Raw genomic sequence first — 26,380 nt, 5'->3', positions numbered from 1 at the left:
GATAATCGAATGTGAGAAGAAAATGAAATACCCCGACTTGCAGATCGACTGGTTGCGTGCTTTTGTGGTTGTGGTGGATACGGGCTCTCTTTCTGCGGCGGCCCCCTTGTTGTACCGCTCTCAGGCAGCCGTCAGCATGCAGATCAAGAAGCTGGAGATGGCCCTGGGCAAGCCCGTGTTGCTGCGAGGGCCTCGCCACTTGCAATTGACACCGGCTGGTACGGAACTGCTCGGCTATGCGCGACGCATGCTGGCCTTGCAAACCGAAGCGCAAACGGCGTTGTTGGGCCCGGACCTTTCAGGCAACGTGCGGCTGGGCGTTCCGGACGACTATGCCTTTCGCTATCTCACGCCCATGCTGCGAAGTTTTGCAGGCCGCTATCTGGGGGTAGAGATCGAATTGACCTGCGAGCAATCTACGTCACTGATTCCCAAGGTGGTGCGCGGTGAGTTGGATCTGGCCTTGGTTTCACGAGACAAACCACAGCGAGGGCGCCTGCTGTTTCATGAGCCACTCGTATGGGTGGGCTCGCCCCAGTACGAAGTTTGGCGCAGAAGTCCCTTGCCTATTGCAGTCTATGAAGCGGGGAGCATGGCACGAACAGCTGCTCTATCCAGTCTGACAGCCCAGGGCAGGGAACACCGCGTGGTGTACCACAGCTCGAGCCTGGCAGGGCAGCTGGCAGCCGTGGAGAGTGGGCTGGCTGTTGCCGTGTTTACGCGTTGTAGTGTGCCAGCTCACCTGCAGATCTTGAGCAACCTGCCTGTGGGCTTTGAATTGCCCGAGCTTGTTTCAATGGAGGTGGCTGCGCTGCGCAGCAAACAATCGCGCAGCTCAGCGGCGGTGGATGCCATGTATGACCAGATGCTGAAAACCTTGAGCCATGCAGGTGGCGCGAGAGAGGTTGAGTTGTAGCGAATGGCAAGAACGAACAGACGGCATAGCGTCCATTCGTTGAACAACTAGAGGCGAGGCTTCATCTGCCAGGAAAAATCTAGAATAGGTGGGAACTGTTGCCTAGGAGGATGAATTGGCTCCGGGCATCAAGGATTGCAACACGCCACTCAAACCATGACGAAATACCTTATCTCATTTCCTGCTAGTGCAATGCAGGTTTCGCCTGCGGAGCTCGCTGCCGTGAGCGAAGCTTCGCACGATGTCATCCGGGAGGCCAAGGCTGCTGGCGTGTACGTCTTTGGTGGGGGAATTAACGGAAATATGGCGCCACTGATGGTTGCCTCAGACGGCTCAGTGGTGAACGGTACCTATCCCCAGACGAAAGAGTTCGACGGTGGTTTCTGCGTTCTCGAACTTCCCTCACGCGAAGCCGCGATTGAGTGGGCGGCCAAGATCGCCAAAGCTTGTCGCTGTTCGCAGGAACTGCGCGAATTTGGGTATGACCCTGAAAGCTGAGTAAAAGGCCAATCCGCTGTGACTGGGCACCAACCTGAAGTGCCCTTAAGTGCCGAGGGAGCGATTTCGCCAGAATGAAGGATCAGGAATGCTGCTGCTCCCGGCCTTGGCGTTGTCTGCCATGTGTTCGGGGCGGCTGGTTCCTGGAATGACGCAGGTTACTGCTGGGTGGCTGAGCACGAACTTCAGAAGCACCTGAGCCCAGCTTGCACAGTCTATTTCCTTGGCCCAATCCGGCAAGGGCTTGTTTCGCAGTTCCCTCAGCAATGCGCCGCCACCAAAGGGTTTGTTGATCAGCACGGCCACGCCTTTGTCTGCAGCCAGAGGCAACAGAGCATTGGCAGCGCTTTGATCATCAAAAGCGTAGTTGATCTGTACGAAGTCCAACGGCTCACGTCTGATCACTTGCTCTACTTCGCGGAACGCCGAAGGGGTGTAATGCGTGATGCCTATATAGCGAATTTTCCCTTTTGATTTCCAGTCTCGAAGAGTTTTCAGGTGGGTCTGCCAGTCGACTAAATTGTGAACCTGCATCAGGTCCAGCTTGTCGACGCCCAGCAAAGCAAGGGACTGCTCCATTTGCCGGATACCTGCCTCACGCCCAGAGGTCCAGACTTTGGTTGCCAAGAATGCGTCGCTGCGATGCTTCGATTTAGCCAGCAGCTCTCCGGTCGTTTTTTCGGAGCGGCCATACATGGGTGAGCTGTCCAGCACAGTGCCACCAGCCTCGAAAAGCGCGTCCACCACGCCTGGCAGGCGCGCGTATTCGGCAGAGCCTTGCGCATGGTCAAAACCCTGCCAGGTTCCACACCCCACCACGGGGAGAAGTTCGCCTGTGCTGGGAATCTTGCGTGTGATCATCTTGCCTGCCTGGGTATCTTGAGATGCAGAAAACGCGGCCTTGCCAAGCGTCGCGGCCACCGTGGCGGCGGCAGTGGCGCGCAGAAATTGCGCGCGGTTGACACCTGTACTCCGGGAATCGCTGGGTTTAATCATGTCATCTCCAAAGGAATTTCCATCACCTTAGCACTCGTTAACTGCCTGGATGTCCAAATAAAGGGGATCTGCGTCCTAACCTGCGTTAGTTTTTCCGGGGCCGCTCGGGTGTACATTGGCCGACTTGCAATCGACTTGAGATGACGGATCCGTATGCCAATCAATTATTTTCTGTACATCAGTCGATTGGCTCCAGACATGGACTCCACTTGCGTGGGAGCCATAGTCAAGCAGGCGCGCATTCTGAACGCCAACGCAGGTGTAACCGGCGTTCTGGGTTTTGATGGCGAGAGGTTCGTTCAATATGCAGAAGGGCCACCTGATGCGATCGGGGCACTCATCACCGCGCTCGCTTCTGATAAGCGCCACGTTGACTTCGACCTCAGGTCGCAAGGCCACGGGATTGCGGAGCGAAAATTTTCGGACTGGCAGATGGGGTACGCAGATTTCGAGGAATTCCCCTTCGACATCTCTTGTCTGGAGGCACTGCATGATCAGGCGGCAATCCAGTTTTTCCTCGACAACTCACGCTCCATGGATTTCGCCTAGCTTGCGGACGTTCGCCTTTGTCGCTGCAATCCCTACGATTTGAGGTCTCGCCATAGCGGGGGGATGGAGAGCAACAAAAGAAGTGTGGCAAGGGGAATCACGCACACGAAGCCGAAATACTTGAAGCCAAGCGCCCCTGCCATTCCCCCAAGAACGAACGCCAAGACCAGTGCGGCGGAAATTTTTGCACGGCGATTCCCGTCGAGTGCTTCGGCGGACAGGGCTTTATCACGTCGTCTAAAGAATGCCTTACCCAACGCCATTCCGAAGTCCGTGATGTTGCCGGTCATATGGGTGGTTCGAATGCTTCCGCCGGAGGCCTTCGAACCCACTGCGTTCTGAAGGCCCATGATGAATGAAAGCAACAGAACGGTCAGCGGTACGGCGAAGGGCGTGTTCCAGTTAAGCATGACAGCACCTAGCAGGCCGAACAAGAGCATCAACAGCGCTTCAAGCGCCAGCGGCAATGCAAAAACGCTGCTCAGTCCGCGCTCTCGCCCCCAGTTGACAAGCCCGGCACACACAGCCGCGCCTGTCACGAACGAAAGAATGGCCCCCAAGGCGTTCAGAAGCAGTCTCGAATCGTTGAGTGCAAGTCCGTCTGCCATTTGAGAAGCGAACCCCGACATGTGGGATGTGTACATGTGCAGGACCAAAAACCCACCCGCGTTGATCGAGCCCGCATTGAAGGCCAGCAACACACCGAGTGCGACATTCGTGGACGGCGTACGACGCCGGTTGGTGAGGTGACGAATTCTGCGCATGCAACAGTCTATGCTCAGTGGCGCCTGCTGCCTTCAGAGGCTCCCTGATCTGTAGTCGGGCGATAATCGAGTATGCGGGTACACCATGCCCTCCACTCAGCGCTGAAGGCCCCCGCAGGGGCAGAAACCATGCTCCCTGAATCTGATTTGCCCGAGTCGCTTCCTTCCTTCAAGTCGCGATCATCCAGGCAGAAGACGTCCAAAACATCCCCTCTGTTCATCGCCTCAACAGAGAAGTCCTTCCAGGTTCTCGAATCATTCGGTGGCACCCAGCGACAAATGTCTCTTGCAGAAATAGCGCGCATCGCCGGGTTGGACCGCAGCGCGGCTCAACGGGTTGTTTTTACACTGGAAACGCTGGGTTATCTGGCGCGCGTACCGGAGTCACGCAGTTATGAGCTCACAGCCAAAGTACTTCACCTTTCATACGACTACCTCCGTGCAAACGAGATAGTCAACAAAGCGTCGCCGTACTTACTGGAGGTAAGCCGCAACACAGGAGAGACCAGCAACCTTCAAGGCCTGCAAGGTTCGGAGATCGTATTCCTGGCTCGCTTTCACGGTCGGCATCTGGTCAATATCGATTTCGCCGTTGGAGCGCGTTTGCCGGCCATGTACACGGCTTCAGGAATCGCCATCATGGGCCGGTTGCCGGTGGAGCAACGACAGGCGATTTTGAAGCAGACCGTGCTCACGCCGATGACACCGCAAACCGAAACGGATCCTGAACGCCTGCTGGCCCGAATCGAAGAAATGGCAGACAAGGGCTATGCGGTGGTTGCGAATGAAACTTTGATGGGGGACATTGCCGTTGCGGCTCCCATCACCGACCATCGGGGAAATGCAGTCGCGGCGATGAGCATCGCCGCGCCCACCACACGTTGGACAGTGGAACGCGCCATCGCCGAACTGGCGCCTCAGGTGGTGGTAGCTGCGACTTCCATCTCAGGCGTCAAATCCTCCAGGCTGTGAGAACATGTTTGCGATCTAAAGCAGAGCCAGCGATGAGATTGTCGTCTCCTGTGTTGCCGATTCACCCTACGGACTCGTACGCAGCCAATTGAGTTTTCATTTCGGCGCGCAGTTTCTCTTGAAGTTTCGGTGCCGGTTCCACTAGCGGCGCAAGCATGGCCGGCGCCTGGACTCCGATGAGATCCATGACCGACTTCATGGGCCCGGGATTAGTCTCTGCGAAAGCCAGGTTCATCATCGGAATCAGCTTGCGGTGAAGCTTGATCGCTTCAGCGATATTCCCTGCCAGGACCAGCTCGTAGATTGCACGCCAGGCCCGCGGAAGCATGCTGGCGGTGACGACAATCCCCCCCTTGGCGCCTGAGGCTAAATGCAGCGGTAGCAGCGTATCTTCTCCGCTTAGTACCGCGAAGGAGTCGTCAACACCGGCTGTCACCTGCAGGAAGTGATACATGTCTGTGTTGCACGCCTTCATTCCAATGATCCGCTCATGTCTAGAAAGCTCATGAAGTACTGAAGGATCAATGGCAATGCGTGTTCGATACGGAATCTCATAGATCAGGATCGGAAGAGGGGACTCATCTGCAAAGCGCAAGAAATAGTCACGAATGCCGGCTTGCGTTGGATTGGTGTAGTAGGGTGTGAGCACCATAAGTGCATCAGCCCCCACATCTGAGAAAGCCTTCCCTGCCTCCATCGCGTCGAAGTACCCCGTGTCGAGGACGCCTGGAATGACAGGCACTTTTCCCTCAACCGATTCCACACAGACGCCAGCCATTCGAACGCGCTCAGCGCGAGACAGTGCGCCGTATTCGCCCGTACCTCCCAATGGAACAAGTCCGTCAATTTCTTGATGCAAGAGATAGGCAACATGTTTTTTCACAGCTTCCACATTGACCTGGCTGTCGGAGTGGACCGGGGTAGGAATAGCCGGCAGGATGCCGCGGAGATTTTCGGATTTCATCGGTTTATTTAAGTTTGGCTGCGAAGGCATCCGTGAAGATCAAGTCGAAGCAAGAAGGAGATTTACTTTTTCAATTCCCGCTCAGCGATGGGGTTCCAGCGGTTGTATTCCTCCTTGAGGAAGCTCGTGAATTTGTCGCTCGGCATGGGTGTGTAAGTTGCTCCGCTCGCGTCCACCTTCGCCTTGAACGCCGCATAGTCTGGTGGGTTGTTGAGCGCATCTGAGACAAGCTTGATCACCTTGGGGTCCGTTCCCTTGGGTGCAAACAGACCGGTCCAATTCAGAGATTCGTATCCAGTGAGGCCCGGAGTTTCAGCTAGCGCTGGAACATTGGGATATTGCGGCAGCCGACTCTTGGCCGTCACAGCAATCATCCGCAGTCGACCCCCATCGATGAGCGGCTTGACCGAAGACAAGATGTCGATCATGAAGTCGAGGCGACCGCTGACTAAATCCACATTCGCAGGAGAACTGCCCTTGTAGGGCACATGCGTCAGCTTGGTTCCTGCCATTTCTCCAAAGAGAACAACCGATAGATGGGTTGCGGACCCCGCGCCCCCGGAGCCGTACATAAGGCCTTTCTCAGTTTTTCCCGCCTTGATCAGATCTGCCACGGTCTTGAATGGTGAGTCAGCGGCCACGACCACAGCCAAGGGCGTGCTCGAGAAGTTCGCGACAGGGTCCAGGTCTTTCATGGGATCAACGCCCAAGTCCGGGAATAGCGTACGGTTGGCAATCTGAGTGCCAATTCCGCCGACGACGAGGGTGTACCCGTCAGGGGCTGCACGGGCGGCAGTCACCGTGGCAAGGCCGCCACCAGCGCCAGGTCTGTTTTCAACGTAGACCGTGCTTTTCAGTTGGTCCTGAATCCGCTGCGCCATCGCACGTCCTGCGACATCGGTGCCCCCACCTGGAGGGTAGCCGATCAGTACTTTGATGGGTTTGTTCGGATAGGCATCGCTTGCGTGTGCAAGCGGTAGAACTGCTGCACAGAACAGTGAAAGACTCAAAGCGGTGAATGTACGTCGATGCATGTGAACCTCGCTGGTGAGAGTGAAAAAGAGCAAGAACGGTGCGTTTCAGCGGAAAACTCGTTCCAGTGAAAAGTAATCGCATATCACTCATATTGGGGTGATATGAGATTGAGTTTATATTAAAAATGACCTTTCTGGTATCCTTGTGATACAAGTTAATTGGCATGAGATTTCAAATAACTGTTTTTTGATCTCACCTGAGTGCAACTTCATTCACGCCCCTCATGATCTATCTCACCGATGCTGACGTCATTGCTCTGGACATCGACCTTGAATTGGTTCGTCAAGTGGTTGGTAGCGCCTTTGCCGCCTATGGAGCCGGAGAGTTGCTCACTTCGCCCAAGTCATCGATTCCCGTGGGTCTCGGCCACGCGTTTCAGGTGCTATCTGCCGTCGATAAGTCGAGCGGCTACGCGGCCGTCAAATGGATAGGAATGGTTCCGCCTGGCGGTGCTGCGGCAGTCAATATCAATGCGACCATCATTCTTTCTGACGTTGATACGGGGGCCACGCGTTGCATCATGGACGCCAGGCATGCAACGGGGTTGCGCACGGCTGCCATGTCTGCCCAGGCAGTTCAGATCTTGGCGCGGGAGAATTGCTCAGTGCTTGGACTTGTTGGCGCTGGCACCCAAGCTCAAAGCCATCTTCTCGCGATCAAGAGGGTGCTGCCCAAGCTTGGCCGGGTCCTGGTCAGCAGCCGTACCGCAGCCTCAGCGGAGCGGCTCGCGGAGCTATCTCGAGGTCTAGGAGTAGACGCTGAGGTGGGTTCTACCGAAGAAGTTGTGAAGGCGAGCGATGTCATTGTCTCCACTGTTCCTGCTACTCCAGACTTCAAACCCATTATTGACCCTGCCTGGGTAAAGAGCGGTGGTTTGGCGATTTCCGTGGAGGTTGGCAGAGCGTGGATTCATGCTGGTTTAGCAGACATGGATCTCACCATCGTGGATGAGGAAAAGCTCAAGTACTACGCCCAGCCGGGCAACTTGGTGCCTAATCTTGAACACGCTCAGGCCACACTCACAGACCTCGTTTGTAGGCGTCATCCCGGACGCACGAGCGATGACCAGCGAATCATGTTCGTCACCAGCGGATCGGCAGTTGCGGACCTTGCCATTGCCTCGCTTATCTACGAGCAAGCGCATGCACGAGACTTAGGCCAGGTCATAGTCACCTGAAGCGAGCTATCGCAGAGAGGCCTCTACGGAGCGCGCAGGTGGGCACAAGCAACGGCGCCAGAGATAATGAAGCGGTAGGGCCAACTGCGTTGGTGAATTGATGAAAGCGCTTCGGCTGTTGTGTTCGCAGGGTCATCATCATGAATCGAGAGTTTTATCTGGCATTGAGATCTGGGCTAATCGGCACTCTGTGGCTAATGGCTGCGAGCGCGGTGCAGTCACAAGGTGTCTGGCCCGCTGACATCTCCCAGCTTCGCGCAGGTCCGTCTGAGAGCAGCATCCTCGCTGAGCTGCCGGCTGATCTCGCCGTAGAACCGCCCAGTACCGCTTTGAACGGAAATCCCAACGCGCGCTGGAGTGGAATCTGGCAAGGCTGGGCTTGCCGCTTCTATCAGTGCGATGTGAAAGTGGCCATCGAGAAGTTGTCAGGCGATACAGCTACGGTGGTCTACGCCGGAGCCAATTCCACGCAGCGAATCACGCAGCGAGGACAGGCGCAGTTTATCAATAGCGAACTGAAAATGAAGCTGCGCAACGGCGTGGACTTGCTGCTTCGCCTGCGCGAGGATGGCGACATGGACATGTCGCTCTGGAGAAACGTCACCGAGTTGGTCAGCTACGGTGTCTTGACCCAAAAGCCGCTTGCCTACACCAGAACCATAGAACGCGTGCCAACCCCCTGGTCAGAAGACGGGCGTCCCCAGACACTGGAAATGGTGATTTATCGCCCCCCTGGTCCTGGTCCTTTCCCGACCTTGGTCTTTAACCACGGCTCGACAGGCGATGGGAACAAGCCTGAGTGGTTCACAATCACTTGGGCCAGTCCTGAGGTGGGTCGATATTTCACGGATAAGGGCTGGCAAGTGGTGTTTCCACAGCGTCGCGGCCGAGGCAAGTCTGACGGCCTCTATGACGAAGGCTTCGAAGCCGACCGGTCTCGCTACGCTTGCCTGCCAGAGCGATCGCTGCCAGGCCTTGAGCGCGCCATGGCCGACCTGGATGCTGTGATGGCGCATGTCCGGACTCGTGGCGATGTAGACATGCAACGCCTGCTCATAGGTGGGGTCTCGCGCGGAGGTATTCTTTCAGTTGTCTACGCGGGCACCCGGCCGGAGATGCCGTTTCTGGGCGTGCTGAACTTCGTGGGCGGCTGGATGGGTGACCGCTGCGCGCATGCTGACGCCATCAACCCCGTATCGTTCCGTCGTGGTGCAGCTTTCCCACGGCCTATGCTCTGGCTGTATGGGGCCCAAGACCCGTTTTACTCGCTGCGCCATAGCCGCCAAAGCTTTGATGGGTTCATCGCTCAAGGTGGCAAGGGAAATTTTGTGACCTACACCGCCTTGTACGGTGTGAACGGGCACTATATTCATACACAACCCAAGCTCTGGGACGCAGCGGTCACGCAATATCTGCAGGACATCGGGCTTGGTGATGGTTTCGTCATTCATGCCAACCAACCTACCGCTGTCCGCGCTGAGTCAGTCTCAGCGCCACATTAAGCTTCAAGACGCTCAACGCTGGGGGCAGGGGACTTACCCCTTGCGACAGATCGCAGTTGAGCTCTGTCCCTTCAGCTTCAATTTCAACCGACGGCAGGTGATTTACCGCGCGCGAGAAAAACCTCCAAGCCGGCGAGAAATATCTCCACATGGGCATTGAAGCTGCTGGTGAGCGGCACCTGGCTCCCATTTTGCCAACGCAGTATGAAGGCGCGGTTGGCCAATAGGTGTATATGCCGGGTGAGGGTAGGGTGCTCCAAGGGGTCGATGGCGCGCACCCTGCCTTCAAGGGCGGTGGCCCAGCCTTCGGGGTTCTCGACCGGCATGGGAGCCAACTCCATGGTCATGAAACCCGCCAGCGAAGAGATCACGCAGTTGTAGGCTTCGCGCAGGTTTTCTTCGGTGGCGCCGGCTTCCAGCAAGACACCTATGACTCCCTCGATCAGATCCAGGCTGAGGCTTGCATTCGAAACCAACTGGGCGCCAACCAACTGGGCCACGTTGGGGTGCTTGAGCACTGCCTTCCTGTACAGCTTGAAGAGGTTGCGAATCCAGGTCTTCCAATCGCCACTGCCGCGCGGTGGGATGGCTCCTGTCATCACCAATCCTGCGACCTCAGCAAGCAATGCTTCCTTGGATTCCACGTGCCAGTAGATGGTGCTGGGATACACCCCTAGCGATCGCGCCACGTCCCGCACGCTGAAAGCGTGAGGCCCGACCCTGTCGAGTTGATTGAGTGCGACTTCCAGCAGGGCCTCGCGCGTGATGGCGCTGCTCGAGGGGCGCCCTGCGGGTCTTCGAACTGGCTTATCGGGTGCAGAAGGCGACATAGAGGAAAGACGAGCTGAGCACATGGGCGAAACGATCCTGTCTGATGTTACACGTTGATGTCGTGCGCTGTGTTGGTGCAAGCGGTGGTGTCGATCTGCACCAGTCAAAGTCACGAGCCTCTCCAATGCACGGATTTGGTTACTGAGATCGGGGTAATTCCCTAGAAATTGTCCTGCTCCACCGTGCAACAATTTAATTGTCCACTGAACAATTAAATTATGGACCATCGTGGCATATTGTTTGCATGTGTTGTAGCGAAGGTCTTCCAATTTCTTTCAACGAGCTCATCCATTTTTTGCCGCCCAGCGGTGTGCCGCACAGCGGTATGCCGCCCAGCGGTGTTGTCCAAAGGAGTACGTACATGAAACCCACACGTCGCCTCGCACTTTCGTCCATCCTGGGAGCAACTCTGGCCTTCGCGGCGGTTCCTGCTTCTGCTCAATCGCCAGCGGCGGCCAGCACCTTCCGCCTGGTTCCCACGTCTGAACTCAAGGTTCTGGATCCAACGTGGACCACTGCAGTGGTCACACGAAACCATGGCTACATGATTTACGACACCCTCTTCGGCACTGATGCCAAAGGGAAGATACAGCCGCAGATGGTGGAATCCTTCACCACCAGCAGCGATGGAAAAACCTGGACTTTCAAGCTGCGTCCGAGCTTGGCATTCCATGATGGCAAGCCGGTCACGGCCGAAGATGTTCTGGCCTCTTTAGCGCGCTGGGCCAAGCGCGATCCGATGGGGCAGCGCATGTACGCTGCGATGGCCAAGGCCGAAGCGGTGTCATCCAACAGCTTCCGGTTTATTTTCAACGAGCCTTATGGCGCAGTGCTGGAATCCTTGGGCAAACCATCTTCGCTGGTGCCTTTCATCATGCCCAAACGGATGGCCGACACGCCAGCCGACCAACAGGTCTCTGAACACGTTGGCTCTGGTCCCTATACGTTCAAGGCTGATGAATTCCGTCCGGGAGAGCGAACGGTCTACCTGAAGAACGAGAAGTATGTCCCCCGTGCTGAAGCACCTTCGGGCACCACCGGTGGCAAGGTCGTGAAAGTGGCGCGCGTTGAGTGGGTTGTCCTCAAGGATGCCCAAACGCAGGTCAATGCCTTGGTCAACGGCGAGGTAGATCTGCTGGAAGCCGTGCCATTTGAACACTACAACGCGTTGAAAGCGAACAATCGCATCACCGTGGCCGAAGCGGCTGGGGGGCAGTATCTGCTTCGCTTTAACCACCTGGTTCCTCCTTTCAATGATGTGCGCGTGCGCCAGGCGGCCATGCTTTCCATGAACCAGGAAGCGCTGCTGAAAACCCAGGTGGGTATTCCTGCGCTCTACAAGACTTGTCTCTCTGTCTACCCCTGCGGCTCTCCTCTGGCTTCCAACAAGACTCCTGGCCTCAGCGAAAAACCGCAGTTTTCCAAGGCAAAAGAACTCCTGAAAGCCGCTGGCTACAAGGGCCAGCCAGTCGTTCTGCTGCACGCTACCGACAACAGCTCATTGGCCAAACTGCCTCCGCTCGTGGCGCAGCTTCTTCGTCAAGGTGGCTTTGTGGTTGACCTGAAGTCGATGGACTGGGGATCTGTAGTTGCGCGCAGGGCGAAGAAGGAACCGGCTGATCAGGGCGGTTGGAATGCTTTCGTCACCTACTGGGGCGCTGAAGATGCTCTGAGCCCGCTGAACTACGCGCCTCTTTCGGCCAACGGTGAGGCAGGTTGGTTCGGCTGGGCCAGTGATGAGCGTCTGGAGCAACTCCGCGCCTCTTTCGCCCAGGCCACCACCGATGCTGAGCGCAAGAAACTGGGTGAAGACATTCAATTCCGGGCGTATGAGATTGGCGCCTTCGCTCCGCTGGGCGAGTTGATGCGCCCCATGGCCTATAGAAAAGGTGCAATCAGTGGCGTTCTGGCTGGTTCCACCAACGTCTACTGGAACGTCAGCAAGCCCTGAAGACCCGCTCATGCACACCTTCATACTCCGCCGGCTGCTGTCTACGGTGCCGGTACTCATCTTTGTGGCGGTCTTTGTTTTTCTGATCCTGCGGCTTACGCCTGGAGATCCGGCTGCCCTCATCGTAGGAGATATGGGCACGGACGCTGATATTGCGCGAGTCCGCCAGAGCCTCGGCCTGGAAGGCTCGTTGCCCGCTCAGTTTTTCCATTGGGTGGGCGAGCTTTTCAAGGGAAATTTCGGTCAGTCCTATTACTTCAAGACCGGCGTGGTTGAACTGATAGGGCAGCGGCTGGAGCCCACGGTGTCGCTGGCGCTGCTTACTATCGTGATGGCGGTGGTCCTGGCGGTGCCCTTGGGCGCCATCGCTGCCGCGCGGCATGGAGGCTGGCTGGATAGGCTGCTGATGGGGTTTTCGGTGCTGGGGTTCTCTGTGCCGGTTTTCATCATTGGGTACGTGTTGATTTGGGTGTTTGCGCTTAAGACGGGGTGGTTCCCGGTTCAGGGTTACAAGCGCTTGTCGTCGGGAGTCTTGCCATGGTTGTCGCACCTGATTCTTCCGGCCATCACGCTGTCGCTTGTCTATATCGCCCTGATCGCCCGCGTGACCCGCGCTGCGGTGTCCGAAGCGCTCACCGACGACTACATACGAACTGCCAGAGCCAAAGGGTTGCATGAGCGTGACGTTGTGATCAGGCATGCGCTGGCCAACGCCGCCGTTCCTATCGTCACGGTGATAGGCATCGGCATTGCCTTGCTGATAGGCGGTGTGGTGGTCACTGAAACAGTCTTTGCCATTCCTGGCTTGGGCCAGCTCACGGTAGATGCCGTGCTTTCGCGGGATTTTCCTGTGATCCAAGGCGTGATCCTGCTGTTTTCAGTGGTCTACGTTGCCATCAACCTGCTGATCGATCTGAGCTATGTGCTGCTCGATCCGCGCATTCGCTACTGAGCTGATTGTGACCATGGCTCTCAATTCCCAAGACTCTCCCCATGTCGCACCGCAAGAAGCTGCGGGGCTTGGCAGCAAGCGTGCCTCAACATGGCGCCTCGTCTGGTCGAACGGTGCGGTAAGGACAGGCGCATGCGCACTTGCGCTTCTGATATTTATCGCTGTGGCCGCGCCTTGGCTTGGCACAGTGGATCCTGCGGCCATCGATCCTGGCAGCATCAACATCGCGCCGGGTACGCGCGCGCCGTTCACAGACCTCTCCGGAGACAGTGTTGATCATCTTTTTCTCATGGGGGCGGATGGGTTTGGCCGAGACATGTGGAGCCGTGTAGCCTATGGCGCGCGCATATCGCTTTTCGTGGGGCTGGCCGTTGCCATTCTCGCGGTGTTGGGAGGCGGCTTGATCGGCTTGCTGGCAGGCTACTTTCGCAAGCTTGATGGCCTGCTAATGCGTCTGATGGATGGCTTCATGGCCATCCCCAACATCCTGCTGGCGATTGCTCTGGTTTCCATGTGGCGCGCCAGCCTGCTGACCATCATTCTGGCCATCACGATCCCCGAGCTGCCGCGTGTGGCACGCCTTCTTCGTTCGATTGTTCTTTCCGTGCGTGAAGAGCCTTATGTGGAGGCCGCCCTGGCGTTGAACACGCCTACCTGGAAGATCCTTTGGCGCCATATATTGCCGAACGCCGTGGCTCCTCTCATCGTCCATGCCACCTATGTCTGTGGCTCAGCCATGCTCGTGGAGGCCATTCTTTCCTTCCTGGGCATTGGCTTGTCACCAGAAATTCCCACGTGGGGCAACATCATGTCCGAGGGCCGGGTGAGTTTCAACGAGCACCCGGAGAGCGTGCTCTTTCCGGGTGTGTTCCTGGCGTTGACGGTGTTGGCCGTGAACATTCTGGGTGATGGTTTGCGGGACACCTTGGATCCCAAACTCCGCAAGCGGGGAGCATGAGTATGAGTACAGTTCGCTCCCCAGCTGGCAAGGCGGTCCTCTCCGTACAAGACCTCACGGTTCGCCTGCCGGCCAATTCAGACCGGGCCAATGCCGTCGAGAACATCTCGTTTGAAGTGTTCGCAGGGCAAACCACCTGCTTGATTGGCGAATCCGGCTCCGGCAAATCGGTGATCGCGCAAACCGTGATGCGTCTGCTTCCGCCGCAAGTATCACCCGCCAAGGGCAGTGTTCATCTGCTCGGCGAGGATGTATTGGCCATGCCCATGGAGAGTCTGCGGCATGCCCGGGGCGAGCGTATGGCCATGATCTTCCAGGAGCCCATGACTGCGCTCAATCCGGTAATGACGTGTGGTCTCCAGCTGGACGAAATGCTGGTGCAGCATACGGACATGGGGCGTGCACAGCGCAAGGCGCGCATTCTGGAGATATTCGAACGCACGCGCCTGCCTTCACCACCGCGCATCTTTGATTCCTATCCTCATCAGCTTTCCGGCGGGCAACGCCAGCGCGTGATGATCGCGATGGCGCTCATCCTCAAACCGGCACTGCTTATCTGCGATGAACCCACCACAGCGCTGGACGTGACGACTCAGGCAGAGATTCTCAAGCTCATTCGCGAACTGCAGAGCGAGAACGGCACGGCGGTTCTGTTCATTACGCATGATTTTGGTGTTGTGGCCGATATCGCTGACCATGTGGTGGTGATGCGGCTGGGTGAGATGATCGAGCAGGGGCCCAAGCTCGAGGTACTGCAAGCGCCTCGCGAGCCCTACACCCGGATGTTGCTGGCGGCGGTGCCGGGACTTGAGCCGGTGCAGCGCAGTGCTGTTCCAGAGCAGCCGCCCTTGATCGAGGTTCGCGGGCTTAGCAAGACCTACAGCTCGCGCAGGTTGTTTGGCGGACGCAAGGATGTACATGCCGCAAAAGATGTTTCGCTCGTGGTTCGCCCGGGAGAAACGGTGGGCATTGTGGGCGAGTCCGGCTCCGGCAAGTCCACTGTGGCCCGTTGCATCGCGCGGTTGATTGATCCGACCAGCGGCACGGTCATTTCACAGGGCGAGCCGGTAGAACAAGCGAAGGGCGCTCAACTGCGGGCGTTTCGAGAGCAGGTTCAAGTGGTTTTCCAGGATCCCTATCGATCATTGAACCCGCGTCAGACCGTCGGCGAATCCATCATAGAAGGCGCTGTGAACGGAGGGCAATCTCGCCAGCAGGCCTGGGCACGTGCAGAGGAGCTGATGACGCTGGTACGTCTTCGGCGCGATTCGCTGAACCGATACCCGCATGAATTTTCCGGAGGCCAGCGGCAGCGCATTTGCATTGCACGGGCTCTTGCTTGCAACCCCCGCCTGTTGATCGCAGACGAGGCAGTTTCGGCGCTGGACGTCTCTGTGCAGGCGCAGATTCTGGAACTTTTAGCCGAGATCCAGCAACGCTTGAAGATCGGCCTTTTGTTCATCACGCACGACCTCAGGGTGGCCAACCAGATCTGTGACCGCATCATCGTCATGCACCAGGGGGCTATCGTGGAGCAAGGCCCGGCTCACGATGTATTCACAGTCCCCGCGCACAGCTATACACGGTCGCTGCTGGACGCCGTACCGGGAAGGGGCTTTTCATTCCACGGAGCAGTTGCATGATGGCGTCTCCATCTATCTCTACCAAGGTTCTCGTGGCAAGGATGAGCCATGAAAGCCACGCGTTCAGCTGCTTACGTACCACGCTGGCGGAGTTTGGCCGGGAAGAGCTGCTGTTTGGCAACGATATTCTCGAACGCATGGCCGGAACACGCACAGAACTGGGCGGCATCATCCAGTCTGCGCAGGAATATGGCTGGGAGCTTGTACCGGTGGTCAGCGCATGTGCGTCGACGTCGGGACCAGTCACCCGAGCCGCCTACGATGCGTTGACCGAGCCCATTCTTCGGGCATTGGCAGAACATCCGGACATACAGGCCGTCGTGCTGTCGTTGCACGGCGCCATGTTTGTTGAAGGTTTGCCTGATCCCGAAGGCGATCTGCTTTTCAGGATCAGGCAGCAGACGGGCCAAAACGTGATCGTCGCTGGCAGCCTTGATCTGCATGCCAATGTCACCGATGCCATGGTTCGGTACGCAGACATTCTGACGAGCTACAGGACTACACCCCATACAGATCAGTTCGAGACCGGTCGACGCCTGAGCGCGTGGGTGCATCGAACGCTCCAGGGGGCGATCCGTCCATACCTTTGCGTTGTGCGCAGTGCCACCATCGCTGCGATGGACCTCGGACGTACGTTAGGCGATACCCCCATGACTCGCCTCCAGGCACGTGCTCGCGAATACGAAGCGCAAGGGGCCGTGCTGGATGTCAGTCTGAATGCTGGCTACTACATGGGCGATGTCTTTGAGGCCGGGCCTTCTGTGCTGGTTCTCGGGAACGGTCCTGCAAGCGCTGAACAATGCCTGGCCGTGGCGAACGAACTCATGGATGACGCCTTTTCCTGGCGCGATCAGACAACCGTTCAGCTGCAATCCATAGACGCCGCGATGGCGTTGTGCCGGGAACCGGCTCAAAGCAAAGGCCCTTTGATCCTGGCCGACTACACCGATGGGCCAGGGGGTGGGGGTTACGGCGATGCTACCCGCCTGCTTCAAGCGCTGGTGGATGCCAATCTGCCTGGCACCTTGGTTGGTCTGCTGTATGACCCCGAGAGTGCGCGCCAGGCCGTTGCTGCAGGGGTGGGCAACGAAGTGGAACTGCGCATAGCCGGAAAGACCGACGCCAACTTCGGCGGTGGCCCGGTTCCACTGCGTGTGCGCGTGGTGGCGGTGTCGGATGGGCGATTCAAACGCACTGGGCCATTCAAAACCGGCACGCCGGCCTCTATCGGAACGAGTGCCTTGCTGCAGCACGGCGAGGTGCAAATCATTGTGGCCAGCAATCGAGTGCAGGCAGAGGAAAGGGGCCAGTACCGCGTGTTGGGTGTGGACGTAGAACAGCTCAATATTCTGGCGCTCAAGGGCATCAACCACTTCCGCGCGGATCTTGAGTCTGTTTCTCGCGGGGTCGTATTTGTCGAATCTGGCGGGATTCATGTCACCAATTTACGCACCTTGCCTTACCGCAACGTTCGGCGGCCTATATGGCCTCTGGATGACGAAGCGCTCTTCAATTCTTAATCCTCGAATTTCTTCAGCGATATGACTCTTGCAACTGAACTCAACCTCCTGAGAAGCGCTTACGTAGCGAGCAACCCGAAAAGCAGCGAGTGCTATCAAGCTGCCACCAAAGTGATGCCGGGCGGCAACACGCGTTCGGTGCTGTTCTACGAGCCATTTCCCCTTGCGATTTCCCGCGGAGAAGGATCCCGGCTTTGGGATGCCGACAACCACGAATACACAGATTTGCTGGGCGAATTCACAGCAGGCCTGTACGGGCACAGCCACCCTGAGATTCGCAAGGCCATCAACGCGGCACTTGATGGCGGCATCAACCTGACAGGCCACAACCTGCTGGAGCCGCGTTTGGCCGAATTGGTCTCAAAGCGGTTTCCTTCCGTTGAAAAGTTGCGCTTTGCCAACTCAGGTACGGAGGCTAACCTTTTGGCAATCGCTGCTGCCAAGCGGTTCACGAATCGCAGCAAGGTGATGGTGTTCAAAGGCGGCTATCACGGTGGTGTGCTCACATTCGCCGCGGGTCCTTCGCCCATCAATGTGCCGCATGATTTCGTGATCGGCAGCTACAACGACATCCCCGGCACCACGGCGCTGGTGAACGAACATGCAGCGGACTTGGCGGCCATCGTGGTGGAGCCGATGCAAGGTGCTGGTGGTTGTATCGTAGGGCAGCCGGAATTTCTGGAGGCTCTGCGCAAGCTGGCGACGGAAGCGGGCGCATTGCTGATTTTCGATGAGGTGATGACATCGCGCCTCGCACCAGGCGGCAGGCAGTCTCAGTTGGGCATCACGCCTGATATGACCACACTTGGCAAATACATTGGCGGAGGCATGTCCTTCGGCGCCTTCGGGGGCCGCGAAGACATCATGGCGCTATTCGACCCCCGCACCCCAGGCCACCTGGGACATGCCGGTACGTTCAATAACAATGTACTTTCGATGTCTGCGGGGATCGCAGGCTTGAGTCGAATCTACACGCCGGAAGTAGCTGTGCAGTTAAATGCCAGAGGTGATGCACTTCGTGAGCGCCTCAATGCCAGTTGCAGTGCGCACGGCGCGCAATTGCAGTTCACGGGCCTGGGCTCTCTCATGAATTTGCATGGCGTCAGCTCCGAAATCCTTCGATGCGACGATATTCCTGCTTCCGAGGGCATCGTGAAAGACCTCTTTTTCTTCCACATGCTCCAGCATGGTTTCTATGTGGCTCGCCGCGGCTTTATCGTGCTTTCGCTGCCGCTGACCGATTCCGATCTTGACAGGTTCTGCAACGCCTTCGAGGAATTTCTGAAGCGCTATACCAAGGCGTTGGCGTCATGATGGCACGCGACGACATGCGCGGGCGCGCTCAAACCGTGTTGGGCCTGGTTGATCCCGCAACGCTGGGGCCAACCTTGATGCACGAGCACGTGTTCATTGATCTCACCCCTCCGCCGCTGAGGCTGAACCCTCCGAGTGAACAGGAAAGCGAGATTGATCTGTGCAACTGCTGGGGCATAGCCTACGGCCAGAAGCAGTTCATGCGCAATTACCGGCTTGATGAGACCGATGTGGCCATTGCCGAGATCCAGGACATGAAGGCAGCAGGTGGAGGCTCGCTGGTCGATCTGACTGTGGGTGGGCTCAACCCTCAACCTGATCGCCTGGCGGAAGTGGCACGTGCTACCGGTGTGAACATCGTCATGGGATGCGGGTATTACGTCAACGATTACCAGAGCCCGGCTAACCATACGCGCTCAGCCGATGATTTCGCGCGCGAGATGATCGAGCAGATCACCGTGGGGGCATGGGGAACGCAGGTACGCGCCGGCATCATTGGCGAGATTGGTTGCCAGGCACCGTGGACTGATCTCGAAAAACGTGTCATGGATGGTGCGATCACCGCCATGCAGGCCACGGGCGCTGCGCTCAACATTCACCCCGGACGTGATGCCGATCAGCCTCTGGAAGTGACGGAATTCATTCGCGCGCGTGGCCAGTCATTGGAACGTGTGGTGATCAGTCACATTGACCGCACGATATTTGACGACGACCGTCTCCTTCGTCTTGCCGACACAGGCTGTGTGGTGGAGTTCGACCTATTCGGCTGGGAGCAGACCGCTTATCCCATGTCTGATATCGATATGCCTAATGACGGCGCCCGGCTGAAAATGATCAAGCTGCTGGTAGACAAGGGCTATAGAGAGCAGATCTTGATCAGCCACGACATTTGCACCCGCACCAGGTTGAGTCGCTATGGCGGACACGGCTACCAGCACATCTTCGCCAACATTGCGCCACGAATGTTGCGCCGCGGTTTTACGCAGGAGGACGTGAACACGATTCTGGTCTCCACTCCGCGGCGATTGTTGACCTTGGCATAAGTGGCGTTCCGCTGTTTCCGCTGACCGGGATGGGCCAAAAAAAACCGCCCGAAGGCGGTTGGCTGAATTAGCTCCTGCGCTGGCGAACTCTGGCCATGCCAAACAGAGCCAGCATGGATGCCAAGGCCATCAGTGCCCATTGACCCAGACTCGGCACTGCCGTGACCGTTGGTGGTGGGGGCGGCGTCACTACCGGCCCTGAAGCTACGGTACACACCTCCAGCCCGGGAGAGGCGCCAGTCAGTGCGGCAGGCGTGACGCAAAAATAAAGGTACTTGTTCAGATCCGATGGCTGCAAGCTGTAGGTGACGCTGCTGCTGGCACCGCCTGTCGAGCCAGTTGCAACAACAGTACCTTCGCTGGAGTTGGCCATGCTTGGATTTGTGCTGGTGACAAACTTGTATGTGGTGCCGCTTGGGTTTTCAATATCTGAATTGTTGTCGAAATATGTATAGGTGCCCGTAACTGTAGATCCTACATGGGGCGTTCCAGTAATCGTCGGTACCGCCGTTGGAACCATATTGGGTGGCGCCCGCTCAATCACAGCCACCATGGGTTGTAATGCAGGATTCTGGTTGGTGAAAAGGTCCACGGTATAGGTGGTAGAGCGAAAGCCCGTGGGCAGGGTGGGCAATGCCGTTACCATCGCTTGGTACAGCGTCTGGAAAGCAGTGATGAATGCGGGGTCGCCAGGGTAAACAACATCATGTGTATTGTTCTCGTAGGCTGGTCGTGAATTGCCCGAAATGGCATTTATGCTGGCGGCGGTGCCGTCGTAGTCATTTCCAATTTCCCACAATGCATATTGCAGGGCCCGTTGCTGCTGACCCGTGCCGTTCTTGTAGTAGGTCAGGTAATAGGTCTCGATCAGCCAGTGAATCGCGGCAACGCCCGCAGCGCCCGAGCTACCTTTGATTGCACTGGTTCCTGCTTCACTGAAGAAGCTAGTGTCGACATCGAACGGCGGTTGTGTCGTATGGTCGATGCAAATCAGCAAAACCGGCAGGTCGCTGTAAGGCGATCCATCGGGGTACTGCAGGTTGTCTGATACCACCGAATAAACTGGGTCTCCGGAATATGCCACATGGCCTGTCAAAGAGGCGGCCATGGAGAGATTCGGCGCTGCCATGGCGAGAGCAACCGCAAGGGCTGAGATTATCTTAAGCATCGTGTATTCCTTGGCTATTAACTGGCCCAAGCGCCGCGCTTTAGAGCCAATAGTCCTCTATTGATACAAAAATCATCACTCATGTCAATTAAGCGCATTTTTGAAATCAATTTTTAGGCCATGGGTGTTTAAATTTAGCAAATGTAAAGTGAATTTACCAAATGAATGGGTCGAGCTAATTCGATCGAAAACCAACACTTTTGTGTCTTTCCGAGGCCAACCTAACAACTTATCCACGAACTCTGAAAAATTAGTGGATTTGCCCCAGAAAAGCAACGTTTCCTGGCCGCTCATGGGCACTTCAAACTAATTGGACGTAGTCTCTGGCTGACTGAGTTCGACGCTGATTAACGTGCATGATCGATGCATTGGCAGCGCGCTCCACGCCGCTGGACTGACGGTTTCTTCCTACATGAGCGGGGTGCTCGTTCTGCTCATACTCCGCCATGAAAACGTCTGGTACTTCCGCGCTACCTTCACGGCACTGGTGGCCGCTGCCTTTTGTCAGCCTGGTTGCGGGCTGCTCCTTAGTGGGGACCGGCGCGCAGACCGCCATACCGCCTGGCGTTGGCCCCAACCCTTCGCTGCCGCCGCCCCACACCAACCTGCTCCTTCCGACTGTCAATATTGCGCCAGCCGAGCCGTGGCAGCAAGGCGGCATGCCCGTAGCCCCAGCAGGTTTCAAGGTGACTGCGCTGGCCACTGGCCTGGAGCATCCGCGGTGGGTCTACACCTTGCCCAATGGCGATGTGCTGGTGGCAGAGAGCAACAAGCCCCAGCCTGAAGAAGGGGCCAAGAATGTCCATTCCGATGGCCTTCGGGGCGTGGCCATGGGGATGGTCATGAAGCGCGCTGGCGCTGGTGCGCCCAGTGCTAACCGGATCACACTGCTGCGAGATGCCGATGGCGACGGCGTGGCCGAGACCAAGGCGGTCTTCATGAAGGATCTTGCCTCACCTTTCGGCATGGCGTTGGTGGGCAAGCAGCTTTACGTCGCCAACGCCAATGCGATTGTGAAGGTGCCGTATGAAACCGGTCAGACGTCGATTGCATCGACCCCCACCAAGGTTACCGACCTTCCCGCGGGGGCCAACCACCACTGGACCAAGAACATCATCGCCAGCGCCGACGGTAGCAAGCTCTACGCCACAGTGGGCTCCAACAGCAACATCGGCGACAACGGAATGGAGGCCGAGCAAGGTCGCGCTGCCATCTGGGAAGTCGACCTGGCCTCCGGCAATAAGCGGCTATTTGCCACCGGCCTGCGCAACCCCAACGGACTGGGCTGGGAACCGCAAAGTAAGGCGCTCTGGACTGTAGTCAACGAACGCGATGAAATTGGCAACGACCTGGTGCCGGACTACCTCACGTCCGTCAAAGACGGTGCCTTCTACGGATGGCCATGGAGCTACTGGGGCCAGCACGTGGACGAGCGCGTCAAGCCCGCCAACCCTGAGATGGTCGCCAAGGCCGTGGCGCCGGACTATGGCCTGGGTGCCCATGTGGCTCCACTGGGGATGGCATTCTCCGATGCCCGCATGCCCGCGCAGTTCTCGAGCGGCGCATTCATTGGTCAACATGGCTCCTGGAACCGCAAGGATCTCACCGGCTACAACGTGGTGTTTGTTCCGTTTGCAGCAGGACGCCCATCAGGCCCGCCGGTGCCGTTTCTGACCGGGTTTCTGAGCGCAGACGGTAAAGCCTACGGTCGCCCGGTCGGCGTGGCGCTGGACGCCAAGGGCGCGTTGCTGGTGGCTGATGACGTCGGCAATACCATATGGCGTATCGTACGTACTGACTAGTTTCAACACAATATTGCCGATACCACGGTGCAGGCTAATGCGGCGAAGCACCCATGTTTCGTGCCTGCGCGCGCAGCCATCAAACTCCTAAATAGCGGTGTAAGGTGGCGGTATCGTTGGAGAGTTCGCTTGCAGTGCCGTTGTAGACCACGGCACCGGTTTCAAGCACGTACACAGAGTCCACCACGGACAGCGCGCTGCGCAGGTTTTGCTCCACCAACAGTACCGTCATGCCCTCGGCCTTCAGGGTGCGAACAGCCTGCTCCACGTGTTGCACTATCAGCGGCGCCAGCCCTTCGGTAGGCTCATCCATCAACATCAGGTCCGGGTTGAGCATCAGGGCTCGGGTGATGGCCAGCATCTGGCGCTCTCCGCCTGAGAGCTGGTTGCCCCTGTGGCCACGGCGTTCGCCGAGTCGGGGAAACAGCTCGTAGGCCCGCTCCACCGTCCACGCTTGTCGGCCTGACGAGACCGGTCTCCGTGGAATGATCTCCAGGTGCTCCTGCACCGTCAAAGAAGGAAATAGGCGGCGCCCTTGCGGCACCAAGCCGATACCCAGCATGGCCACCTCATTGGGTAAGAGGCCGCACAATTCCTGCCCATTCCAGCGAATCGAACCGGTGGTCACCTGCGGTGGTTTGACCTGCATGATGGAACGGATCAGGGTGGTCTTGCCAGTGCCGTTGCGTCCCAGCAGGCCGACGACCTGGCCGTCTTCCACTGTCAGATTCACCTCATGCAGAATCTGCGCTTCGCCATAGCTGGAAGATACGGATTTGATTTCAAGCATGGCTGCTGGCTGTTCCAAAATAAACTGATTGCACCTTTTCGTCCGAGCGCACTTCTTCGGGCGTGCCATCGGCGAGGAGGCTTCCGTAGTACAGGCAACTGACGCGGTCCGCCAGGCCGAGTGCCAGCTCCATGTCGTGTTCAATGAGCACGATGGTCAGCTCGCGTGGCAAGCGGCGGATAGTCTCGGCCATGGGGCCGCGCTCAGCTGGCGACAGACCAGCGGCAGGCTCATCAAGCAGCAGCAAGCGAGGATCGTTGGCGAGTGAAATTGCCAATTCCAACAAGCGTTGCTCGCCATAAGACATCGCTCCTGCACGCACATCGCGGCGGTTTTTCAGGCCGCACATGCTTAGTAACTCGTCGATGCGCGCACTGCTTACCGCATCCGGGCGCGTGCTGGTGAGCATATTGAGTTGGCCACCCCCGCGCCCGCGCATAGCCAGCACCAAGTTTTCTTGCACGCTGAGTCCGGAGAACACATTGGTGATCTGGTAGGTTCGTCCTAGCCCCGCCCGCGAGCGGCGCATGGCAGACCAGGACGTGACATCCTGGCCAAATAGGCTGACCTTGCCTGCACTCACGCTCAGCTCGCCAGACATCAGGGCGAACAAAGTGGTTTTTCCCGCCCCGTTAGGGCCGATCAGCACATGGCGCGTGCCCGCCTGAATGCGGAGCGAAACATCATCAACCGCTTTCAGGCCACCGAAGCTGCGGCTCACGCCGCGAAGCTCAATGGCCGCTGCACCCTTGTCTGCCGCCGAACTCGCTCGACTCATTTGGCAATGCCTTGGAAGGCGCGGCTGTACGCAGGCTGCTTTAAGTACTCCACTGGGTTGTAGCTCCAGAACTGCGACACTTGAGGGTAGGTCTCGACTACGGCATTCACCAGTTTGCCATCGGGGCGCTTGACCACGCGACGGATGTACACGTCGAACACAGGGTTGCCATACGAATCCATCTTCACGCTCTTGCCAAACGGCGTACCTGTAATGGTTTCGCTGGACAAAGCAGAAATGAGGGCTGGCGAGTCTTCGGACCGGCCATTGATTTTTTTCAGCGCGTGCGCCAACCACATGGCGCCGGTGAAACCTTCGGCAGCGAAGATGCCCGGCAACTTCTTGAACGCCTTCTCGTAGTTGTCCACGAAGCCCTTGGTGTCGGGTGAATCGCGTCCTTCGGCGAAGTGGGAGCTGGAGATGATGCCTTCACACTCGGCCGCGTTGAGCGTGCGAATCACGGATTGGTCGGTCACGTTCTGGGAGGTGACCAGCGGGATCTTGTCCTTGAAGCCGTAGCTTGACCATTGCTGCAGGATACGCGCAGAGTCGGCGCCCGTCTGCACCGAGAACACCACATCAGGATTCAGAGCCTTGATCTGGCCGAGGTAAGTACTCAGATCGGGCGTATTCAGCGGATGCCAAAACTGACCGGCCACCGATCCTCCACCTTCGGTGAACACCTGTACGAAACCGCCAACCTGCTCATGGCCGAAAGCGTAGTCTTGGCCGAGTGTCACTACCCGCTTGTAGCCGCGCTTGCGGGCCCAGTCCGCCAGGGGCCGCGTGATCTGGCTGGCGGAGAAGCCGCCTGTTCGCAGCACGTTGGGAATACGGCCCCGCTGAGTGAGTTCATCCGCGGCCACCGCTGGCATGAGATAAGGCACGTTGGCGGTCTTGGCGTACTCTGCCACTGCCAGTCCAGTGTTTGCCAGCACGTTACCTACCAACATGTGTACACCCTGTTGCTGGTGCAGTCTGCGTGCTTTCTGCATCGCAGTATCAGGGTTGGATCCATCGTCTTCAACGAGGATTTCCACCGTTCTGTTTCCAATCTTCAGGCCGTTTTGTTTCCAGAACATGTTCCACCCATCGAGTAGTTCACGACCCGTGGAGGCCGCCACACCCGTAAGAGGGGTCATGAAACCGATCTTGATGGGGCCCGTCTGGCCAAAGGCCAGCGGGCTCAGTGTCGGCAGCATCAGTGCGGCGCCGGCTTGAGCGCTGTTCAAGATGAAGTTTCTGCGTTGCATGCTTGTCTCCTAAGGTATTGAAAGTACGGGGATGAGGACAGGGACGGGATTCAGGGTTGCGACTTCTCGGTCGAACCCTTCTTGAGGCGCTCGATCACCATGCGTGCCGTGCCCAAGAGGCCCGTAGGCGCGAACAACATGGTCAGTACGAACATCGCGCCCAGCACCATGGCCCAGCGTTCGGTATAGAAGCTCACCAGGTTTTCCAGGGCGATCATCACGCCGGCACCGATAAAGCCACCCCACAAGGTGCCGACACCGCCCAGAATGGCCATCAGAAGCCCTTTGGTGGATTGCGCCAGCGCCACACTGCTGGGGCTGACAAAGCTGTTGAGGTACACGCCCAGCACGCCGGCTACACCTGCAACGAAACCGGACACGGTGAATGCGAGGGTGAGTGTCAGCGGCACGTTGTAGCCCAGGGTGCCCATGCGTGTGCTGCTCTGCTTGATGCCCCGCAACGCTAGGCCGAACTGGGAGTTCACGACGCTGCGCAGAGCAAAGAAGGTCAGCGCCACTGCCGCAAGCACGAACCAGTAGAAGTGGGCGTTGTCCTCCAGGCCTTCTGGCCTGGCGATGCCCCGCAGGCCGCTCTCGGCGCCGGTTACCGAGACCCAGCGATAGGCCACGCCCCAGACCACCATGCCCAGCGCCAGCGTGAGCAGCAGGAAGTAAACGCCTTCTGTGCGCACGGCCAGCAAACCGAACACCAGTGCCAGCAATGTGGCGGCTGCCACGCCGAGTGCAGCGGCCACCCAGGGGTCAATGCCAGCAGAGGTTTGGCACCAAGCCACCACATAGGCGGCTGTACCAAAGATCGCTCCGTGACCCAGCGAGGTGCGACCTGCCACACCGGCGAGCAAGTCGATAGAGGCAGCAAACAGGCCAAAGATCAAGATCTCGGTCAGCAAAGTCTGCGGGTAGGCATTCAACCAGAACGGAGCGCTCACCAGCGCCAGGAAAAATACCAGCGCCAACAGAAGCGGAGTGCGTTGAATCACGTT

The 26,380-nt window shown here is 57.8% G+C and carries 24 protein-coding genes; 14 read left to right on the top strand and 10 right to left on the bottom strand.

The annotated features are described in order from the left end of the window. The first annotated feature begins 22 nt into the window (after positions 1-22). Both ABIE13_RS09370 and ABIE13_RS09365 read left to right on the top strand, forming a co-directional pair. Positions 23-916, top strand: coding sequence for a LysR family transcriptional regulator (locus tag ABIE13_RS09370; RefSeq protein ID WP_354442864.1), 894 nt, complete (start codon positions 23-25; stop codon positions 914-916). Between the two features lie 156 nt (positions 917-1,072). Beyond that, positions 1,073-1,414, top strand: a complete 342-nt coding sequence (locus ABIE13_RS09365) for a YciI family protein (RefSeq protein ID WP_354442863.1) — start codon at positions 1,073-1,075, stop codon at positions 1,412-1,414. A 45-nt stretch (positions 1,415-1,459) separates the two neighbouring features. Here ABIE13_RS09365 and ABIE13_RS09360 read toward each other — a convergent pair whose 3' ends face one another. Next, the gene (locus tag ABIE13_RS09360; RefSeq protein ID WP_436278389.1) at positions 1,460-2,410 is read right to left on the bottom strand and encodes an aldo/keto reductase; all 951 of its coding nucleotides are present in this window, start codon (positions 2,408-2,410) and stop codon (positions 1,460-1,462) included. A 153-nt stretch (positions 2,411-2,563) separates the two neighbouring features. Here ABIE13_RS09360 and ABIE13_RS09355 point away from each other — a divergent pair, with 153 nt between their 5' ends. Further along, positions 2,564-2,959, top strand: coding sequence for a BLUF domain-containing protein (locus ABIE13_RS09355; protein WP_354442862.1), 396 nt, complete (start codon positions 2,564-2,566; stop codon positions 2,957-2,959). A gap of 32 nt (positions 2,960-2,991) precedes the next feature. On the opposite strand, the gene ABIE13_RS09350 is transcribed toward ABIE13_RS09355, so the two are convergent. Continuing rightward, complete coding sequence (locus tag ABIE13_RS09350; RefSeq protein WP_354442861.1) at positions 2,992-3,723, bottom strand: YoaK family protein; 732 nt, start codon at positions 3,721-3,723, stop codon at positions 2,992-2,994. A 129-nt stretch (positions 3,724-3,852) separates the two neighbouring features. On the opposite strand from ABIE13_RS09350, the gene ABIE13_RS09345 reads away from it, so the two are divergent. Further along, positions 3,853-4,695: an IclR family transcriptional regulator gene (locus tag ABIE13_RS09345; protein WP_354442860.1), complete on the top strand. Its 843-nt coding sequence runs from the start codon at positions 3,853-3,855 to the stop codon at positions 4,693-4,695. 61 nt (positions 4,696-4,756) lie between these two features. Here ABIE13_RS09345 and dapA read toward each other — a convergent pair whose 3' ends face one another. Both dapA and ABIE13_RS09335 read right to left on the bottom strand, forming a co-directional pair. Then, positions 4,757-5,659, bottom strand: a complete 903-nt coding sequence (dapA, locus tag ABIE13_RS09340) for a 4-hydroxy-tetrahydrodipicolinate synthase (RefSeq protein ID WP_354442859.1) — start codon at positions 5,657-5,659, stop codon at positions 4,757-4,759. Positions 5,660-5,721: 62 nt separating this feature from the next. Then, positions 5,722-6,693 (bottom strand): Bug family tripartite tricarboxylate transporter substrate binding protein, encoded by a 972-nt coding sequence (locus ABIE13_RS09335; protein ID WP_354442858.1) that lies wholly within the window; start codon positions 6,691-6,693, stop codon positions 5,722-5,724. 224 nt (positions 6,694-6,917) lie between these two features. On the opposite strand from ABIE13_RS09335, the gene ABIE13_RS09330 reads away from it, so the two are divergent. Together ABIE13_RS09330 and ABIE13_RS09325 are read left to right on the top strand one after the other, a co-directional pair. Then, positions 6,918-7,871, top strand: a complete 954-nt coding sequence (locus tag ABIE13_RS09330; protein WP_354442857.1) for an ornithine cyclodeaminase family protein — start codon at positions 6,918-6,920, stop codon at positions 7,869-7,871. 140 nt (positions 7,872-8,011) lie between these two features. Further along, positions 8,012-9,373: an alpha/beta hydrolase family protein gene (locus ABIE13_RS09325; RefSeq protein WP_354442856.1), complete on the top strand. Its 1,362-nt coding sequence runs from the start codon at positions 8,012-8,014 to the stop codon at positions 9,371-9,373. An 83-nt stretch (positions 9,374-9,456) separates the two neighbouring features. Here ABIE13_RS09325 and ABIE13_RS09320 read toward each other — a convergent pair whose 3' ends face one another. Next, the gene (locus tag ABIE13_RS09320; protein WP_354442855.1) at positions 9,457-10,203 is read right to left on the bottom strand and encodes a TetR/AcrR family transcriptional regulator; all 747 of its coding nucleotides are present in this window, start codon (positions 10,201-10,203) and stop codon (positions 9,457-9,459) included. A 362-nt stretch (positions 10,204-10,565) separates the two neighbouring features. On the opposite strand from ABIE13_RS09320, the gene ABIE13_RS09315 reads away from it, so the two are divergent. Genes ABIE13_RS09315 through ABIE13_RS09285 form a run of 7 tightly spaced genes read left to right on the top strand, consistent with a single transcriptional unit; the run spans position 10,566 to position 19,585 of the window. Then, entirely contained in the window at positions 10,566-12,155 is a 1,590-nt protein-coding gene (locus ABIE13_RS09315; protein WP_354442854.1) for an ABC transporter substrate-binding protein, read from the top strand. 10 nt (positions 12,156-12,165) lie between these two features. Beyond that, entirely contained in the window at positions 12,166-13,107 is a 942-nt protein-coding gene (locus ABIE13_RS09310; RefSeq protein WP_354442853.1) for an ABC transporter permease, read from the top strand. 13 nt (positions 13,108-13,120) lie between these two features. Next, positions 13,121-14,065, top strand: a complete 945-nt coding sequence (locus ABIE13_RS09305; RefSeq protein ID WP_436278388.1) for an ABC transporter permease — start codon at positions 13,121-13,123, stop codon at positions 14,063-14,065. Positions 14,066-14,067: 2 nt separating this feature from the next. Then, the gene (locus ABIE13_RS09300) at positions 14,068-15,708 is read left to right on the top strand and encodes an ABC transporter ATP-binding protein (protein ID WP_436278387.1); all 1,641 of its coding nucleotides are present in this window, start codon (positions 14,068-14,070) and stop codon (positions 15,706-15,708) included. Beyond that, positions 15,705-17,228 carry a M81 family metallopeptidase gene (locus tag ABIE13_RS09295; RefSeq protein WP_354442850.1) on the top strand — a complete coding sequence of 508 codons (1,524 nt, stop codon included), beginning with the start codon at positions 15,705-15,707 and terminating at the stop codon, positions 17,226-17,228. The genes ABIE13_RS09300 and ABIE13_RS09295 overlap by 4 nt, the downstream gene beginning before the upstream one ends. Positions 17,229-17,249: 21 nt before the next feature. After that, entirely contained in the window at positions 17,250-18,542 is a 1,293-nt protein-coding gene (locus tag ABIE13_RS09290) for an aspartate aminotransferase family protein (protein WP_354442849.1), read from the top strand. After that, the gene (locus tag ABIE13_RS09285) at positions 18,539-19,585 is read left to right on the top strand and encodes a phosphotriesterase family protein (RefSeq protein WP_354442848.1); all 1,047 of its coding nucleotides are present in this window, start codon (positions 18,539-18,541) and stop codon (positions 19,583-19,585) included. The genes ABIE13_RS09290 and ABIE13_RS09285 overlap by 4 nt, the downstream gene beginning before the upstream one ends. A gap of 67 nt (positions 19,586-19,652) precedes the next feature. Here the strand turns inward: ABIE13_RS09285 and ABIE13_RS09280 are convergent, their stop codons facing one another. After that, positions 19,653-20,753, bottom strand: coding sequence for an IPTL-CTERM sorting domain-containing protein (locus ABIE13_RS09280; protein ID WP_354442847.1), 1,101 nt, complete (start codon positions 20,751-20,753; stop codon positions 19,653-19,655). A gap of 446 nt (positions 20,754-21,199) precedes the next feature. Here ABIE13_RS09280 and ABIE13_RS09275 point away from each other — a divergent pair, with 446 nt between their 5' ends. Next, positions 21,200-22,555, top strand: a complete 1,356-nt coding sequence (locus ABIE13_RS09275; RefSeq protein ID WP_354442846.1) for a PQQ-dependent sugar dehydrogenase — start codon at positions 21,200-21,202, stop codon at positions 22,553-22,555. Between the two features lie 79 nt (positions 22,556-22,634). Here ABIE13_RS09275 and ABIE13_RS09270 read toward each other — a convergent pair whose 3' ends face one another. The 4 genes from ABIE13_RS09270 to ABIE13_RS09255 are packed head-to-tail and all read right to left on the bottom strand — an operon-like array spanning position 22,635 to position 26,377. Then, positions 22,635-23,345, bottom strand: coding sequence for an ABC transporter ATP-binding protein (locus tag ABIE13_RS09270; RefSeq protein WP_354442845.1), 711 nt, complete (start codon positions 23,343-23,345; stop codon positions 22,635-22,637). Next, entirely contained in the window at positions 23,338-24,123 is a 786-nt protein-coding gene (locus ABIE13_RS09265; protein ID WP_354442844.1) for an ABC transporter ATP-binding protein, read from the bottom strand. Before ABIE13_RS09265 ends, ABIE13_RS09270 begins: the two co-directional genes overlap by 8 nt. Continuing rightward, positions 24,120-25,376, bottom strand: a complete 1,257-nt coding sequence (locus tag ABIE13_RS09260; RefSeq protein WP_354442843.1) for an ABC transporter substrate-binding protein — start codon at positions 25,374-25,376, stop codon at positions 24,120-24,122. The genes ABIE13_RS09265 and ABIE13_RS09260 overlap by 4 nt, the downstream gene beginning before the upstream one ends. Positions 25,377-25,426: 50 nt before the next feature. Continuing rightward, complete coding sequence (locus ABIE13_RS09255; RefSeq protein ID WP_354442842.1) at positions 25,427-26,377, bottom strand: branched-chain amino acid ABC transporter permease; 951 nt, start codon at positions 26,375-26,377, stop codon at positions 25,427-25,429. Positions 26,378-26,380: the final 3 nt, after the last annotated feature.

The sequence above is a fragment of the Ottowia thiooxydans genome, from assembly GCF_040548795.1.
Classification (GTDB): Bacteria; Pseudomonadota; Gammaproteobacteria; order Burkholderiales; family Burkholderiaceae_C; genus Ottowia; species Ottowia thiooxydans_A.
This window is presented reverse-complemented; position numbering and strand designations above follow the sequence as displayed.